Raw genomic sequence first — 16,207 nt, 5'->3', positions numbered from 1 at the left:
CTTGTCTGGTACGACAGCTTTGAAGACTGGTGTACCTTGCCGTATCGTGAATCAATCATGTGGAGGCCGCAGCAGTCTGTGGTAGCGCATCTGATCTCGGTAGAAAACTGCAACGTCGTACAGTTTGATGGCCCCGCTTTTGAAAGCTGGCTGGGGTGGCCGATGCCATGCGCAATCAATGGGCAGACGAGCAAGCGCCCGCATGAAAAAATCAAGGCTGTGATTGCACAGCCTTGATATGTTTCATACAGCGCATGCTTGTTAACTATCTTTGCCCTATACGGGTGTCACCAAACAGGTTTTTTTGATCACGTGGTTGCGATCGCCAATACTGCTTTGGCGCATCCACTGTCGCCCCCAATTGCGCCGCTGCATGCCAGGGCCAATGCGGGTCATACAAAATGCCACGGGCGATAGCGATGGCATCTGCTTTATCTGTCGTAATAATATCTTCTGCCTGTTGTGCATCCGTGATCAGGCCCACTGCAATGACAGGTATGCTGCAATGCTGTTTGATTTCTTCTGCCAGATGAACCTGATAGCCAGGTCCTAAAGGAATCTTTTGCTCAGGTGAAACACCGCCACTGGAAACGTGAATAAAGTCACAGCCACGCTCCTGCAATTCCTGAACAAAGATTTTGCTTTGCGAGATATCCAGACCACCTGCTACCCAGTCAGTCGCCGACAAACGCAGACCAACTGCCATACTGTCTCCAGGCACAGCGGCACGCACAGCATCAAATACTTCCAAGGGAAACCGTAAACGGTTCTCAACCGAACCGCCATATTGATCTGTGCGCTGGTTGGCAATGGGAGACAAAAACTGATGCAGCAAATAACCATGCGCCGCATGGATCTCAATCGCATCAATCCCAAGTCGGTGTGCACGTCTTGCGGCATCAACAAAGGCCTGTTTAACGCGGTCTAGGCCAGCGTCATCCAATGCCAGTGGTGCGCGCTCAGCTTGCGCATGCGGCACGGCAGAGGGCGCCACCATTTGCCAGCCACCTTCTTCCAGTGAGATCAATTGACCACCATGCCAAGGAGCCATGCTGGACGCTTTGCGTCCGGCATGGCCAAGCTGTATGGCAATGGGCATTGCAGAATAGTGTCGTATCGACGTCAATACTTTAGCCAGCGCTGCTTCAGTCTCATCTGACCATAGCCCCAGGTCACCAGGAGAGATGCGGCCTATGGCTTCGACGGCCGTGGCTTCCAGTATCAATAGCCCTGCACCTGACAAGGCAAGCCCACCCAGATGAATGAGATGCCAGTCAGTCGCCTTGCCATCCTCCGCAGAGTACTGGCACATTGGCGCAATGATGATGCGGTTTTTTATACTCAGCGAACCAAGTTTGATGGGGGAGAAGAGAGCGCTCATATCTTTGAAAAATACCTGGGAAGGAAACAATTTGATTGCTTCATTATGCCTGCGCTTTTCTTTTGTTGCAGGAAGCGGCAAATTCTTCAGTTCGCTTCCAGTGCTTCAACTATTGCCTTAATTTTGACTGCCTTTTCAAAATGATCAAACTTGTTTTCCATGATCCACCACGTGGCAGCTTCCATCAACAATTGTGGGTCATCGTTTTTGTTGGCAAAGAACGCGTAAAAGGAAAGGCCAACATTGCTGCCTTTTTGCTCAATTTTGTTATTGCATACGTCTATGATCTTTTTTCTGAGGATACTTCTCATTGTGTATTAGTATTCAGGGTTAATGCGTGCAGTCCTCGATAAAACGAGGCAATGTGCAGCGCTTGAGAAAATTCGTTAGTTTCTGTTTTCTGCTGTATTTCAGCAGTCGACAGAAAGTTGAATTCTATATCTTCGGATGCATCCAGTTGCTGTTCACCCATTAAACTAAGCCCGGTAGCAAAAAATAAATGGATAGTATTGGTTTGACGAGCCGGGTTGGCATACATTGTTCCCAAAGATTGCCAGTGTGTAGCGGTATAGCCAGTTTCTTCCAGTAGTTCTCTTTGTGCGGCAACAAGAGGTGTCTCACCTTCATCAATGACGCCACCGGGCAATTCTATGCAAAACTTATTTGCTGCATAACGAAACTGCTTTACCGTCAATATACGGCCATCAACTGCCTGGGCGAACACATGCACCCAGTCTGCTTCATGTAGTACATAGTAAGGCGCTATCGTTCTTCCATTCGGAAGCTGGCATGTATCTGCAGTCAGCGTTAACCAGGCATCGTTGACCAGTGTTGTTGACCAGTGTTGTTGAGCTTAAGGTTTTCCAGGGCTTCATAGTAAGGTCCAAGCTTGCGAAGAAAAAATCAATGCTTAGCATCTTCGCACAAAATTAATTAATTCATATTATTTAACACCCTTTGAACTGATAAGCTGATTTTCAAGGGTCGGGCAGTTATATATTAATTGCTATTGAGTTTGACTTCGTCGCGCCCATTTGGATCTGATAAACGGATGTTAGCGTAGTAATCGGCTCGCTGCCGAAAATCGCGCCGAAGCAAACAGTAGAATTTACTCATTGAAAATCAATGACTTAGAATGTTTGCTTAAGAGATGAAAATCACATTCGCAATCCTGATTAGGTTGTCGATATGGAATGGCTACTCGCTATTATTGTTTTACTCGTACTTGGCATAGTTGTCTTGCCCAAGCTACGCTTGCGTCACGTTCTATCGCAGGCTTTTCCGTTGAATTACTCAAAAATTTTACGAAAAAACCTGCCTGGATACACGCGCATGCCGACTGATTTGCAAATGCAATTAAAGAAACGCATACGTCAATTTCTCTATCAAAAAACTTTTATCGGCTGTGGTGGCTTGGTTATCACTGATGAAATCAGGGTAACGATTGCGGGCAAGGCTTGCCTGTTGTTGCTAAACCGTGAATCAGATGTGTACCCGCAACTCACACATGTGCTGGTATATCCATCAGCATTTGTGGCACCAAGAACACAAATGAATACAGACGGTGTCGTCACACATACCAATCAGGGACTTAGTGGCGAATCATGGAGTGATGGGCGGGTCATACTGGCCTGGGATCAGGTTGCGCATAATCCTGATGATGAAGCGCGGGGGCAGGATGTAGTTATCCATGAATTTGCCCATCAGCTCGATAGTGAAACGGGAACGACCAATGGTGCGCCCGCTTTGAAGTCCGCAGCAGCTTATAAGTCATGGTCTGCGTTGATGGAAAGAGAATATACCCAACTGCATCAGGCGATAGCCAACGATATTCCTACTGTCATTGATCCTTATGGCGCAACCAATCCGGCAGAATTTTTTGCTGTCGTGACTGAGGCATTCTTCAAGAAAAGCCGTGATCTTGCACACTACCATCCTGCCTTGTACGAACAGTTGCGGGCTTATTACCAGGTTGATCCAAGTGACTGGATTTAGTCCTCTCCACTCAAAAAACAAGAGGCGCTGAATGCGCCTCTTTGATTTTATTCTACCGCTTCCAGAAACTCCTGCTGCTCCAGCCAGTCAGCTTCTATCTGCCCCAGTTCCTTAACGACGTAAGCCTGGTCAAGTAACAGTGTTTTCAGCTTTTCCTTGTTGGCATCGTTATAGATATCCCCATCTTCCAACTGTGCATCTACATCTTTCTTTTTGATGTTCAGCTTGGCCATCTGTTCTTCCAGACGCTTGATGCGTGTTTCTATAGGTTTGCGCAGATTAGCGAGGCGCAGGCGATCATCGGCGTCGCGTTTGCGTTGTTCCTTGTCATCGACCTTGGCAACGGGAATAGCTTTTGCCAATGGCAAAGCAGCTTCCTGTGCCTTGGTTTTTTCCGGCAGGGCAGGGTTGGCTTTTTCTAGTTTGTTTTTGAACAGCCAGTCTTTGTAGTCGTCCAGGTCGCCATCAAATGGTTGCAGCTTGCCGTCGGCAACAATGATGAACTGGTCAGTGGTGGCGCGCAACAAATGCCTGTCATGAGAGACGACGACGAGGGTGCCTTCAAACTGCGCCAGGGCATCGGTCAGGGCTTCGCGGGTTTCCAGATCCAGATGGTTGGTTGGTTCATCCAGCAGCAAGAGGTTAGGACGTTGCCAGACGATCATTGCCAGCGCAAGGCGGGCTTTTTCACCGCCTGAGAACGGTTTGATCGGGCTGCTCACCATGGTGCCAGGGAAGTTGAAACCACCGAGGAAATTACGCAATTCCTGCTCACGTACATCGGGGGCAATGTGTGCCAAATGCCACAGCGGTGATTCATCATGACGCAGCATCTCAACCTGGTGCTGGGCAAAATAACCGATAGACAAGCCTTTGCCAGTTTGCATGATACCGTTCAACGGTGCGATGTCACCAACGATGGTTTTAATCAGCGTCGATTTACCCGCGCCATTCACACCCAGCAGGCCAATGCGCTGGCCAATTTGCAGTGTAAACTTGACATCGCCCACTATTATTTTTTCGCTGAAGCTATGATCGGTTTCTGATTCTATGCGGTAGCCGCAATCAACATCTTCCATCACTAGCATCGGGTTTGGTGCACTCAGTGGCTCGCGGAATTCAAAAGAGAATTCGGCAGCAGCCCGCAATGGTGCCATTTCTTCCATGCGTGCCAAGGCCTTGATACGACTTTGCGCCTGCTTGGCTTTGGATGCCTTGGCCTTGAAGCGGTCAATAAAGGATTGCAGATGGGCGCGCTTGCGGGTCTGTTTCTCCAGCATGCCTTGCGCCAGTTCCAGCTGAGCAGCACGCTGGCGTTCAAAGCCGGAATAATTCCCACCATAACGTTTGAGTTTGCGTTCATCAATGTGGACGATGACATTCACCACGCCGTCGAGGAAGTCGCGGTCATGGGAGATAATGATCAGCGTGCCTTCATAACGCTTCAGCCAGTCTTCCAGCCAGATAATGGCATCCAAGTCCAGATGGTTGGTTGGTTCATCGAGCAGTAGTAGATCGGATTTGCACATCAGCGCCTGGGCCAGGTTCAGGCGCATGCGCCAGCCACCAGAAAAACTGGCGACTGATTGTTCGAGTTCATTGATCTTGAAGCCCAGGCCCAGCAGTAATTGCTCTGCACGCGGACGTACAGTATAAGCATCAGCATCGGCCAGAGCACCATACATATTGCCGATGGCAATACCGTTTTCATAGCTTTCTGGTTGCGCTTCCAGTTCAGCCAGTTGTGCTTCGAGTTTGCGCAAGGCGACGTCGCCATCTATTGCGTAATCGATGGCACTGCGTTCCAGTGGTGGTGTTTCTTGCGCAACGTGGGCGAGCTGCCATTTGGCGGGGAAATCGATGCTGCCCTGGTCAGGGTGCAATTCACCGCGCAACATGGCAAACAGACTGGATTTGCCTGCGCCGTTTGAGCCGATCAAGCCTATCTTGTCGCCGGGATTGAGCGTCACATCGACGCTGTCAAATAATGGTTTGATGCCGCGCGCCAGGACGACTTGTTGAAGACGTATCATATAAACTTAATTAATGGGTAATGCTATTGTTGATGCGAAAAAATGGAAAAACGGGCAAAACTGGTTTTGCCCGTCTTCATTATGTTTATTGCACTGTACTACACTGATTTATGCAGTGAAATTGCTCAGTTGGTCAGCTTCTACCAAAAATACCATGTCATCACCGGCACTGGTACTCAACCAGGTCAGGTTCAGTTCCGGGAAGGCCGCTTCGGCGAAGGCACGTTCATTGCCAATTTCCACCATCAGCAAGCCATCTTCTGTCAGGCGTTGAGCCGCACCTGCGACTATCTTGCGCACCAGGTCCATACCGTCATCGCCGCCAGCCAGAGCAATTTGCGGCTCGTGCGTATATTCCTTGGGCAGCTTGGACATGGAGCCGGAATTCACATACGGTGGGTTGGTGATGATCAGGTCATATTTCTTGTCCGGCACATTGCTGTACAGGTCAGATTCGATCAGGGTAATGCGGTCCTGCAATTCATAGGTTGCCACATTACGCCTGGCCACTTCCAGCGCATCTTTGGAGATATCAACGGCGTCCACATGCGCCTCAGAGAACATATCTGCCAGCATGATGGGCAAGCAGCCAGAACCGGTGCACAGTTCAAGGATGTTGGTGATCGCGTCTGGATCTGTCACCCATGGTGAAAAATGTTCAGGGATCAGTTCAGCAATGAAAGAGCGCGGTACGATGACGCGTTCATCTACGTAGAAGTTGTAAGTACCAAGCCAGGCTTCATTGGTGATGTAGGAGGCTGGCACGCGATCGACTGCACGTCTGTCAATTACGCGCAAAACGGCATCTATTTCTGACGGCAATAAATGCGCATCCAGGAATGGTTCTATCTTGTCCAGTGGCAGGTGCAAAGTATGCAGCAGCAAATAGGCTGCTTCATCCAGGGCATTGGCACTGCCATGGCCAAAGAAAAGTTTCTCTTTGTTGAAGCGAGTGACGGCATAGCGCAGCAGATCGCGCAGGGTCAGAAAGGTGGTAGCGGGTGTAGTCATATTGTTTCCGTATCGGCCAGTGGTGAACTGATTAGGTCAGCAGGTTTTCCAGAGTGCGGCGATAAATGTTCTTGAGCGGATCTATGTATTGCAGCTCTATGTGTTCGTCAATCTTATGGATGCTGGAATTTGGCGGGCCAAATTCCACTACTTGCGGGCAGATTTTGGCGATGAAGCGACCATCAGATGTGCCACCAGTAGTGGAGAGCTCAGTCTCTATGCCAGTTTCTGCACGTATGGCATCACCCAGTGCATCGCTGAGGCTGCCTTTGGGTGTCAGGAAAGGATGGCCACCTACGGTCCATTTCAACTCATATTCCAGGCCATGTTTATCGAGAATTACATGCACACGTTGTTGCAAGCCTTCGGCAGTACTGGCGGTGGAAAAACGGAAATTGAAATCAATGACAGCTTCGCCAGGTATCACGTTTGAGGCACCGGTGCCTGCATGGATATTCGACATTTGCCAGGACGTTGGCAGGTAATAGTCGTTGCCTTCATCCCAGACTTCGGCCACCAGTTCTGCCATGGCAGGGGCTGCCAGGTGAATAGGGTTTTTTGCCAGTTGTGGATAGGCTATATGGCCTTGTACGCCTTTGACGATCAGTTTGCCCGACATGGTGCCGCGACGACCATTCTTGATGGTATCGCCCAATTTATCTACGGAAGTCGGTTCGCCAACGATACAATAATCAAGATGCTCTCCACGTGCCTTGAGCTTTTCACAGACGACAACTGTGCCGTCGGTGGCCGGGCCTTCTTCATCGCTGGTGATCAGGAAGCCGATGGAACCTTTATGATCTGGATGGGCAGCGACAAATTCTTCAGTCGCCACCACAAAAGCAGCGATCGAGGTTTTCATGTCAGCCGCACCGCGGCCATACAACTTGCCATCCCTATGGGTGGGCGTAAATGGTGCAGATTGCCATTGTGTGACGGGGCCAGTAGGTACAACATCCGTATGGCCGGCGAACACTAGCAAAGGCTGAGCCTGACCACGCCTCGCCCATAGATTGGTCACATCACCGGATTGTATGGTTTCGCACTGGAAGCCCAGGGGCTCCAGCAGCGCGATTAAGGTATTTTGACAGCCTTTATCTTCAGGTGTGACCGAATCCAGTGCAATCAGTTGTTCGGTCAGGTCAAGTGTTTTACTCATGTTTACTTATGGAAAATGGACTGGTACTGAGGCACAGAGAAACCGACATTCACTTGCGATTTGCCATCATTATTGATCAGCAATACCGGACGCTTGATGACCGATGGTTTGTCCAACATGAGTGCAATTGCCTGCTCTGTATCTGTAGCAAAGCCTTTTTCTGCATCGCTGAGTGCGCGCCAGGTTGTGCCTTTGCGGTTGATAAGTACATCCAGGCCTTGATGCTCCAGCCATGTTTCTATGGCGGCACGGTCCAAGCCTTGTTTTTTGAAATCATGGAATTCAAAAGCCAGTTCCTGTTCTTGCAACCAGGTACGGGCTTTTTTAACGGTGTCACAGTTTGGAATGCCAAACAGGGTAATGCTTCGCGTCATACTTTATACGTTCAGGGTAAATTCTGTGAAAGAAGCTTCTTCTTTGGTTTCTGGTTCTGGTTCTGGCTTTACTGCTACGGCAGTGGATGCTTCATTGTTCAGCAACCACAAGAGGTTATTGGCAGAATCAGAATTGGCCAGGCCCTCTTCTTGCGTGATCAAGCCTTCTCGTATCAAATGCATGAGGGCGCGCTCAAATGTTTGCGAACCTGGCGACAAACTTTTCTCGATCGCTTCCTTGATCTGGAAGATATCGCCTTGTTCTATCAACTCCGCCACATAACGGGTATTAAGCATGATTTCTACCGCCGGTGCACGACCACCATCTTTGGCGCGTATCAGACGCTGCGAGATAATCGCACGTATGGAAGACGATAAATCCAGCAGCAAGGCACTGCGCGTTTCCATAGGGAAGAAACTAATGATACGGTTCAATGCCTGATAACTATTATTGGCATGCAGGGTCGCCAACACCAGATGGCCGGATTGCGCATAGGCAATCGCCGCCATCATGGTTTCGAGATCACGGATCTCACCAATCAGGATGCAGTCAGGTGCCTGGCGCAGCGAGTTTTTCAACGCCGTTTTCAGGCTCTCAGAATCACTGCCAATTTCACGCTGGTTGACGATGGACTTTTTACTGCGGAACAAAAATTCTATCGGGTCTTCCAGTGTCAGGATATGGCCTGTTTTGACTTCGTTCCTGTGATCCAGCATGGATGCTATCGTGGTTGATTTGCCTGAACCGGTAGAACCGACCAGCAAGATCAAACCACGTTTTTCCATAATCAGCTCAGCCAGTACTGGAGGCAGATGCAGGGTGTCGAGTTTGGGAATATCACCAGGCACATAACGGAACACAGCAGAGATGGAGCCACGCTGGCGGAATGCCGAAAGACGGAAGCGACCTATGCCGGCAGCGCCAATACCGACATTGAGTTCGTTTTCGGCTTCCAGTTGCTCCATGTGTTCAGGCTCGACCACCTCACTGAGCAATGACAGGATGTTTGCCTGATCCATTTTCTGCTGATTGATAGGGAGCAGATTGCCATTGATTTTCAAATGTATGGGCGAATTCATCGCGAAAAACATGTCAGAGGCATGTTTTTCCTTCATCAATTGAAATAACCTCTCCATCGCTGCCATGATGTGTCCCTAAGCTGAGCTAATTATTAAAATAAAATGCAAAAAAGGCGTCAATAAAAACTTAATTAAGCGCCACGCAACAATTCATTGATGCTGGTTTTGGAACGTGTCTGTGCATCGACACGTTTCACGATCACTGCGCAATACAGGCTGTATTTACCATCGGCAGACGGTAAATTACCGGAAACAACCACAGAGCCTGCAGGTACGCGGCCATAGCTGACTTCGCCTGTCGCACGGTCATAAATCTTGGTGGACTGGCCGATGTACACGCCCATGGAAATCACGGAATTTTCTTCAACGATCACGCCTTCTACGATTTCTGAACGAGCTCCAATGAAGCAATTGTCTTCAATTATGGTTGGGTTGGCTTGCATAGGTTCCAATACGCCACCGATACCAACGCCACCAGACAAATGCACGTTTTTACCAATTTGCGCGCATGAACCGACTGTCGCCCAGGTATCAACCATTGTGCCTTCATCGACATAAGCGCCGATATTGACATAAGAAGGCATCAACACCACGTTTTTTGCTATAAAGCTGCCACGACGTGCAACTGCTGGTGGCACCACGCGGAAGCCACCTTTGACGAAATCTTCAGCCGTGTAATTGGCGAACTTGGTTGGCACTTTGTCGAAGAACTGCATGTGTTCGCCAGAAGGCATGGTGATATTGTCTTCCAGACGGAAAGACAGCAATACAGCTTTTTTGATCCACTGATTGACTTGCCAGCTACCTTCAATTTTTTGCGCAACGCGCAGAGTGCCGGCATCAAGTTCGCTCAAGACATGAGCAACTGCTTCGCGGATTTCTACAGGCGCAGATTTTGGCGAGAAATTTGTGCGGTCTTCCCAGGCTTGATCAATGATTTGCTGTAATTGTTGAGTCATGTTGAGTGTCTTCAAATGAAAATGTAAAAAATAAAAACCGAAATAATCTTGTGTTTGTTGTCTGGTAGTCGTATCAGGCTGCTGTCGGAGTAAGACCCTTGCAAAAGCTGACTATCCTTTCAGCCGCTTCCAGGCATTCTTCGGGCTCAGCCACCAAAGCCATGCGTATGCGGTTTTGTCCAGGGTTGATACCATGGGCCTCGCGCGCCAGATAACTGCCGGGCAGAACTGTTACATTATATTCCTCGTACAGACGGCGGGCGAATTCTGTATCTGATAAAACCATGGCATCAGGAATTTTTGCCCATAGGTAAAAGGCTGCGTCAGGCAGCTTTACGTCCAGCACTTCTTGCAAAATCGGCGTGATCTGGGCAAATTTGCGTATGTACTTGTCACGATTTTCTTGCACATGCACTTCGTCATTCCATGCCACGACCGAGGCAGCCTGTATGTTGGGGCTCATGGCGCTGCCATGATAAGTGCGGTACAGCAGGAATTTTTTGATGATTTCAGCATCTCCCGCCACGAAGCCGGAGCGCATGCCAGGTACATTCGAACGTTTTGACAGGCTGGACAGGGTAATCAGGCGTTGATAATCATTCCTGCCCAATTCACGAGCGGCTTGCAAGCTGCCCAGCGGTGCTTCGGCCTTGAAATAAATCTCGGAATAGCATTCATCGGCAGCAATAACAAAACCATAACGGTCTGACAGGGCAAATAACTCCTTCCAGTCATCCAGGTTCAATACTGCGCCAGTAGGGTTGCCGGGTGAACAGATATACAGCAGTTGTACGCGTTGCCAGACTGATTCAGGGATGCTCTTGTAGTCAGGTGCGAAATTGCGTTCAGGGTCAGCATTGGCAAAATAGGGCTCAGCCCCGGCCAGATAGGCTGCGCCTTCGTAAATCTGATAAAACGGGTTAGGGCACACCACTAATGGCGGCCCATTTTTGCAGGCACTGAGGTCTATGACGGTTTGCGCCAGCGCGAACAGCGCTTCGCGTGAACCGATGACAGGCAAAATCTGAGTTGCTGCATCTAGCGGCGGTATATTGTAGCGACGACCCAGCCAGGCAGATATGGAATTGCGCAGGGCGTCCGAGCCAGCAGTGGACGGGTAACTGGCCAAGCCTGCCATATTGTCGACTATGGCATCCTTGATCAAGGCGGGAGTAGGGTGCTTGGGTTCGCCTATGCCCAGACTGATGGCTGGAAATTTAGAATTTGGCACAACATCGGCAAACAGGCGCTTCAGTTTCTCGAACGGATACGGCTGCAACTTACTGAGATAGGGATTAAATGTCATTTTTCGAATTGTTGTCGACGCTAAACAGGCTTTTTAGCTTATTTCTCTGGTCTGCTTGAATTTGCTGCTTTTTAATTGCATTCCATATTATAGCGTCCTGAGGATTCTATAGAGAAAGGCTTTCACCTGTACTTGCGTGAAATACTGATTAATATGTAAATTGTGTCATAAGTTTGAAAACTGAAAATTTTGCTCTTACGATGGTATGATGCAGCGATACAGGAACGCGGCTGGCATTTATGGCCTTGGCATATATACGATACGCGGTAGATTTGACTGCAAAAGATAATAAAATTATATAAAGTGCGATTAACTTCTATTAAATTAGCGGGATTTAAATCTTTTGTAGATCCCACCCATTTTCAGGTTCCTGGCCAGCTAGTTGGTGTTGTCGGTCCTAATGGTTGCGGTAAATCCAATATTATTGATGCTGTGCGCTGGGTTTTGGGTGAATCCAAAGCCTCCGAGTTGCGCGGCGAATCCATGCAGGACGTTATCTTTAACGGTTCTACCCACCGCAAACCCGCTGGTCGTTCATCCGTTGAGCTGGTTTTTGATAACAGCATGGGCAAAGCAGCAGGCCAATGGAGCCAATACGGTGAAATTGCCGTCAAGCGTACCTTGACGCGTGATGGCACGTCTACTTACTACATCAATGGTCAGCCAGTGCGCCGCCGTGATATTCAGGATATTTTCCTCGGTACTGGTCTGGGGCCGCGCGCCTATGCGATTATCGGCCAGGGCATGATTTCGCGCATCATCGAAGCCCGTCCGGAAGAATTAAGGATTTTCCTCGAGGAAGCTGCCGGTGTTTCCCGCTATAAAGAACGCCGCCGCGAGACAGAAAACCGTATCCACGACACCCATGAGAACCTGGTGCGTGTCGAGGACATTCTGCGCGAACTGAATAACAATCTGGACAGACTGGGTGCACAAGCCGTTGTTGCCAATAAATTCAAAGAATTGCAGACTGACCAGGAAGAAAAGCAAAAACTGTTGTGGTTGCTGCGTAAAAAAGAAGCAGAAAACGAACAGAAAAGACACTTTTCCGAGATAGAAAAGACCCAGACCGATCTCGAAGAGCAAACGGCCAGGCTGCGTCATGTTGAGCTGGAGCTTGAGCAAATGCGCCAGGCTCACTATGCAGTCGGCGACCGCATGCACCAGGCGCAGGGTCATTTGTACCAGACCAATGCCGAGATTGGCAGTCTGGAAGCGCAAATCAAGTTCGTCATCGAATCGCGCAGCCGTTTGCAATCACAGTTGCAGTCACTGACTGCACAGCGCGATCAATGGCAAAACCAGAGCCGACAATTTCAGGATGATTTGTCTGAAGGCGAAATCCATGTTGAAGAGCTGGCCATGCGCGCCGAACAGGCACTCGAAGTCAGCCAGCAACAGCAAGACAAGCTGCCAGCGATGGAGCAGATATGGCGTGAGTCTCAACTGAAGACGACTGAATCACGGGCCAGAATCATGCAGATGCAGCAGCAGATAGAACTGGAATCTGCGCATCAGCGTAATGCTTCGAATATCCTGAACACCTTGGCAACCCGGCGTGAGCGCCTGATGCAGGAAAAGCAGGGTCTGGTATTGCCGGATACGACGCATCTGGACAATCTCTCCATGCAGTTGGAGGAGAAAAAGCAGGTGCTGGAAGAGCTCACTATGCAGCTGGAAGAAGCGCAAGAGCGCTTGCCTTTGCTGGAAGACGAACGCAAACAAGCACAACAGCAAGTGAATCAGGATAGCGCCGAATATGCGCAACTGGAAGCACGCTTACTCGCCCTGAAGCAATTGCAGGAAAAAGTACAAAGTCAAGGCAAGGTACAGCCCTGGCTGGAAAAGCACGAATTAGGTGGCTTGCCAAAAATCTGGCAAAAACTGCATATCGAAGCTGGTTGGGAAGCCGCGCTGGAATCCATCTTGCGCGAACGTACCGCAGCGCTGGAAATGTCGAATCTGGACTGGGCCAAGGCCTTTTTTGGTGATGCGCCACCTGCCAAGCTGGCTGTTTGTGCGCCGACTATCGTCGCAGATACTGTCACACCTCTGGCTGGCTTTAAACCCTTCATCGACTTGCTGCAACTTAACGACGCAGGTTTGCGTGGTTTGATGCAGGACTGGTTACATCAGGTTTATATCGCTGAAGATATTACTTCTGCCTTCATGGACAGGGTTAAATTGCCAGTCGGTGCCTGTTTTATCACCAAACAAGGCCATGTCATTGCCCGCTCAAGCGTACGTTTTTATGCATCTGATTCCGAGCAGGATGGCGTGCTGGGACGTCAGCAAGAGATAGAAAATATCACCAAGCAATGCCGTGCCAAGCACATGCTGGCGGACGAGTCCAAAACCCGTGCCGTACGTTCTGAATCTGCTTACACTCAGGCTACGCAGCAATTACAAGACTTGCGCCAGCGCGTGGGCAGCCTGACGCAGACTACCCATAGTCTGCAAATCGAATTCATGAAATTGTCTGAAGTGCAGGAACGCTTTAATCAGCGCAGCACACAGATAGGCAGTGATCTGGCAGAAATCGCCGCGCAAGAGAGTGAACAACAGCAAATCAGGGCCGAGTCCGAGCAAAAATTTGAACAACTGGACATGGACCTGGCAGAACTGCAGGAAACCCATGAAGAAGGCCAGACTGCTTATCTGGAAAAAGAGCAGCAATTGAATGAAGCCAGACAGCGTCTGCGTGACCTGGAGCTGGCCGCGCAAGAAGCTGCCTTTGCAGAAAAATCCCACCGCAGCAAGATGGAAGAATTGCGCCGCAGTATTGCGACCGCGCTGGAACAATCAGCACAACTGTTTGCCAGCATGCAGCAGGGGCAACTTGAGCTGGAATCCATGGATGACCAGACTGCACAAGCAGGTCTGCAAGATTTACTGGACAGACGCAGTTCTCAAGAGGTGGCTCTGGCAAATGCCCGTCATGAACTGGATCAACTGACACAGCAATTACGCCATCACGAAGAATCGAAAATGCAGGTCGAGCGTAGCCTGCAGCCGCAACGTGACCGTATAGTTGAGTTGCAATTGAAAGAGCAGGCCGCACGTCTTAGTCAGGAGCAATTTTCAGAGCAGTTGCGCAATTTTGAAGTCGATGAAGAAGCCCTGGCGCAAAAACTGCATGATGACCTCAAGCCATCTTATTTGCAGGGCGAAGTTACTCGCCTGACCAATGCCATAGCAGCTTTGGGTGCCGTGAACATGGCTGCTCTTGACGAACTGGCGCAGGCAACTGAGCGCAAGACTTTCCTTGATGCCCAACATGCCGACTTGACTGAAGCGATTACGACCTTGCAGGATGCCATCCACAAGATTGATATTGAAACACGTGATTTGTTGCAAGACACATTTGACAAGGTGAATCATCATTTTGCTGAGCTTTTCCCGATTTTATTTGGCGGTGGCCAGGCGAAACTGATCATGACAGGTGATGAAATTCTGGATTCTGGCGTCCAAGTCATGGCGCAGCCACCTGGCAAAAAGAATGCAACCATTCATTTGCTGTCTGGTGGTGAAAAAGCCCTGACGGCAACGGCACTGGTTTTCTCGATGTTCCAGTTGAACCCTGCACCTTTCTGTTTGCTTGATGAGGTTGATGCGCCGCTGGATGACTCAAATACTGAGCGTTTCTGTAATATGGTGAAACGCATGTCGTCAAACACACAATTTTTATTTATCTCCCATAACAAGATTGCGATGGAAATGGCACAACAATTGATTGGTGTCACCATGCAAGAACAGGGGGTTTCACGAATCGTGGCGGTAGATATGGAATCTGCCGTCAATTTTGCTACTGAGGTTCAAGCAGCATGACAGATCTACAAATTAGTTTGTTAGCGATAGGTGGAACGCTGGTGGTCGGCGTCCTGATTTTTAATAAATGGCAGGAATACAAAGCCAAGAAAACTGTTGAAAATGCGTTTGGCGATGGACATGATGATGTCCTCATGAATCCTGATGCGCCCGTTGAACCCATAGTCCGGCATGAACCTAGCCTGGATGGCGACGTGCAGCCTGTCGAGGATGTGCCGCAACATCATGAGCCCATGCATGCAGATGCAGCCACTGAGATGGAAGCACCGGTAGCAATACAGGATAAGGAATTGCCGGTCGATGAATTAATCGATTGTGTGATCCCATTGGAGTTTGAAACACCGGTACGTGGTGAAAAAATCCTGGCAGAAATCGCAGACCTTAAATATGTGGGTAAAAAACCTGTGCATTTCATCGGCCAAAGCCATAGCGGTGAGCGCGATGTGATTGCCGTTGGCGGGGCTTATACCTGCCTGTTTGCGGGCGTGCAAATGGTCAGCCGCAATGGCCCTTTGAATGAATTGGAATATTCTGAATTCATCATGAAACTGCGGGCGATTGCTGACAATCTCAGCGCGCATCCAGATATTCCAGACATGAACAAAGTCATGGTCAATGCCCGCGAATTGCACCAATTTGTCGCTGAGCATGATGCGCAATTGAGCGTGAATATCGCTGCCAACGGTGCGCCATGGGCTTTGAATACTTTGCTCGCAGCATTGGAGAAAATGGGCTTTGATCAGCGCCCTGATGGCCGTTTAATGATGCCTGATGGTGACGGTGGTAGCCTGTTCACCTTATCGACCAATGTCAGCGTCAGCGAAACCATGACTTCGCGTCTGACGCTGTTACTGGATGTACCCTGCGTTGCCCCTGCTCGTGATGGCTTTGGTGCCATGGCAGCTTGCGCCCGCTCTTTGGCGACCCGTCTGGGCGGTACAGTCGTGGATGATGGCAATCAGCCTATTTCCAAACTGGCACTGGATGAAATATCTGGTCAGGTTCATGAATTTTATGCGGCAATGGCAGAGGCGCAGATTCCTGCAGGCTCCTTGCGTGCGCAACGACTATTTAGCTAATT

14 protein-coding genes are annotated in these 16,207 nt (G+C 49.5%); 4 read left to right on the top strand and 10 right to left on the bottom strand.

Translation table 11 applies throughout. The features are described from left to right. The first annotated feature begins 57 nt into the window (after positions 1-57). Positions 58-237 carry a hypothetical protein gene (locus tag Q8K39_RS10625; RefSeq protein WP_305260004.1) on the top strand — a complete coding sequence of 60 codons (180 nt, stop codon included), beginning with the start codon at positions 58-60 and terminating at the stop codon, positions 235-237. 28 nt (positions 238-265) lie between these two features. On the opposite strand, the gene Q8K39_RS10620 is transcribed toward Q8K39_RS10625, so the two are convergent. The 3 genes from Q8K39_RS10620 to Q8K39_RS10610 form a co-directional block, all read right to left on the bottom strand. Further along, on the bottom strand, positions 266-1,381 hold the full coding sequence (locus Q8K39_RS10620) for an NADH:flavin oxidoreductase/NADH oxidase (RefSeq protein WP_305260002.1): 1,116 nt from the start codon (positions 1,379-1,381) through the stop codon (positions 266-268). A gap of 86 nt (positions 1,382-1,467) precedes the next feature. Further along, positions 1,468-1,692, bottom strand: coding sequence for a DUF6500 family protein (locus tag Q8K39_RS10615; protein ID WP_305260000.1), 225 nt, complete (start codon positions 1,690-1,692; stop codon positions 1,468-1,470). After that, on the bottom strand, positions 1,689-2,105 hold the full coding sequence (locus Q8K39_RS10610; RefSeq protein ID WP_305259998.1) for an NUDIX hydrolase: 417 nt from the start codon (positions 2,103-2,105) through the stop codon (positions 1,689-1,691). Before Q8K39_RS10610 ends, Q8K39_RS10615 begins: the two co-directional genes overlap by 4 nt. A 464-nt stretch (positions 2,106-2,569) precedes the next feature. Between Q8K39_RS10610 and Q8K39_RS10605 the strand changes: the two genes are divergently transcribed. After that, positions 2,570-3,376: a zinc-dependent peptidase gene (locus Q8K39_RS10605; RefSeq protein WP_305259996.1), complete on the top strand. Its 807-nt coding sequence runs from the start codon at positions 2,570-2,572 to the stop codon at positions 3,374-3,376. Between the two features lie 47 nt (positions 3,377-3,423). Here the strand turns inward: Q8K39_RS10605 and Q8K39_RS10600 are convergent, their stop codons facing one another. From Q8K39_RS10600 to dapC, 7 genes are all read right to left on the bottom strand, one after another. After that, on the bottom strand, positions 3,424-5,409 hold the full coding sequence (locus Q8K39_RS10600) for an ATP-binding cassette domain-containing protein (RefSeq protein ID WP_305259994.1): 1,986 nt from the start codon (positions 5,407-5,409) through the stop codon (positions 3,424-3,426). Positions 5,410-5,517: 108 nt separating this feature from the next. After that, a complete protein-coding gene (gene prmB / locus Q8K39_RS10595; protein WP_305259992.1) occupies positions 5,518-6,420 on the bottom strand; it encodes a 50S ribosomal protein L3 N(5)-glutamine methyltransferase in 903 nt (300 codons plus the stop codon). Positions 6,421-6,451: 31 nt separating this feature from the next. Further along, a complete protein-coding gene (gene dapE, locus Q8K39_RS10590) occupies positions 6,452-7,579 on the bottom strand; it encodes a succinyl-diaminopimelate desuccinylase (RefSeq protein WP_305259990.1) in 1,128 nt (375 codons plus the stop codon). Between the two features lie 2 nt (positions 7,580-7,581). Beyond that, positions 7,582-7,953, bottom strand: a complete 372-nt coding sequence (locus tag Q8K39_RS10585; RefSeq protein ID WP_305259988.1) for an ArsC family reductase — start codon at positions 7,951-7,953, stop codon at positions 7,582-7,584. A 3-nt stretch (positions 7,954-7,956) separates the two neighbouring features. After that, positions 7,957-9,099, bottom strand: coding sequence for a PilT/PilU family type 4a pilus ATPase (locus tag Q8K39_RS10580; protein ID WP_305259986.1), 1,143 nt, complete (start codon positions 9,097-9,099; stop codon positions 7,957-7,959). A 65-nt stretch (positions 9,100-9,164) separates the two neighbouring features. Beyond that, positions 9,165-9,992: a 2,3,4,5-tetrahydropyridine-2,6-dicarboxylate N-succinyltransferase gene (dapD, locus tag Q8K39_RS10575; RefSeq protein WP_305259984.1), complete on the bottom strand. Its 828-nt coding sequence runs from the start codon at positions 9,990-9,992 to the stop codon at positions 9,165-9,167. A 73-nt stretch (positions 9,993-10,065) separates the two neighbouring features. Then, positions 10,066-11,298 carry a succinyldiaminopimelate transaminase gene (dapC, locus tag Q8K39_RS10570; RefSeq protein WP_305259982.1) on the bottom strand — a complete coding sequence of 411 codons (1,233 nt, stop codon included), beginning with the start codon at positions 11,296-11,298 and terminating at the stop codon, positions 10,066-10,068. A gap of 303 nt (positions 11,299-11,601) precedes the next feature. Here dapC and smc point away from each other — a divergent pair, with 303 nt between their 5' ends. Both smc and Q8K39_RS10560 read left to right on the top strand, forming a co-directional pair. Then, the gene (smc, locus tag Q8K39_RS10565) at positions 11,602-15,126 is read left to right on the top strand and encodes a chromosome segregation protein SMC (RefSeq protein WP_305259981.1); all 3,525 of its coding nucleotides are present in this window, start codon (positions 11,602-11,604) and stop codon (positions 15,124-15,126) included. Continuing rightward, positions 15,123-16,205 (top strand): cell division protein ZipA C-terminal FtsZ-binding domain-containing protein, encoded by a 1,083-nt coding sequence (locus Q8K39_RS10560; RefSeq protein ID WP_305259979.1) that lies wholly within the window; start codon positions 15,123-15,125, stop codon positions 16,203-16,205. The genes smc and Q8K39_RS10560 overlap by 4 nt, the downstream gene beginning before the upstream one ends. Positions 16,206-16,207: the final 2 nt, after the last annotated feature.

The sequence above is a fragment of the Undibacterium sp. genome (assembly GCF_030683615.1).
In the GTDB taxonomy this organism is placed as follows: domain Bacteria; phylum Pseudomonadota; class Gammaproteobacteria; order Burkholderiales; family Burkholderiaceae_D; genus Undibacterium; species Undibacterium umbellatum.
The sequence above is the reverse complement of the archived record's forward strand: the minus strand, read 5'-3'. Positions and strand labels throughout refer to the sequence as shown.

Bases quoted from the DNA above. Each gene is read 5' to 3' on its own strand.
- Q8K39_RS10625 (WP_305260004.1), top strand. From the start codon at position 58: ATGTGGAGGCCGCAGCAGTCTGTGGTAGCGCATCTGATCTCGGTAGAA.
- Q8K39_RS10620 (WP_305260002.1), bottom strand. From the start codon at position 1,381: ATGAGCGCTCTCTTCTCCCCCATCAAACTTGGTTCGCTGAGTATAAAA.
- Q8K39_RS10615 (WP_305260000.1), bottom strand. From the start codon at position 1,692: ATGAGAAGTATCCTCAGAAAAAAGATCATAGACGTATGCAATAACAAA.
- Q8K39_RS10605 (WP_305259996.1), top strand. From the start codon at position 2,570: ATGGAATGGCTACTCGCTATTATTGTTTTACTCGTACTTGGCATAGTT.
- Q8K39_RS10600 (WP_305259994.1), bottom strand. From the start codon at position 5,409: ATGATACGTCTTCAACAAGTCGTCCTGGCGCGCGGCATCAAACCATTA.
- prmB (WP_305259992.1), bottom strand. From the start codon at position 6,420: ATGACTACACCCGCTACCACCTTTCTGACCCTGCGCGATCTGCTGCGC.
- dapE (WP_305259990.1), bottom strand. From the start codon at position 7,579: ATGAGTAAAACACTTGACCTGACCGAACAACTGATTGCACTGGATTCG.
- Q8K39_RS10585 (WP_305259988.1), bottom strand. From the start codon at position 7,953: ATGACGCGAAGCATTACCCTGTTTGGCATTCCAAACTGTGACACCGTT.
- Q8K39_RS10580 (WP_305259986.1), bottom strand. From the start codon at position 9,099: ATGGCAGCGATGGAGAGGTTATTTCAATTGATGAAGGAAAAACATGCC.
- dapD (WP_305259984.1), bottom strand. From the start codon at position 9,992: ATGACTCAACAATTACAGCAAATCATTGATCAAGCCTGGGAAGACCGC.
- dapC (WP_305259982.1), bottom strand. From the start codon at position 11,298: ATGACATTTAATCCCTATCTCAGTAAGTTGCAGCCGTATCCGTTCGAG.
- Q8K39_RS10560 (WP_305259979.1), top strand. From the start codon at position 15,123: ATGACAGATCTACAAATTAGTTTGTTAGCGATAGGTGGAACGCTGGTG.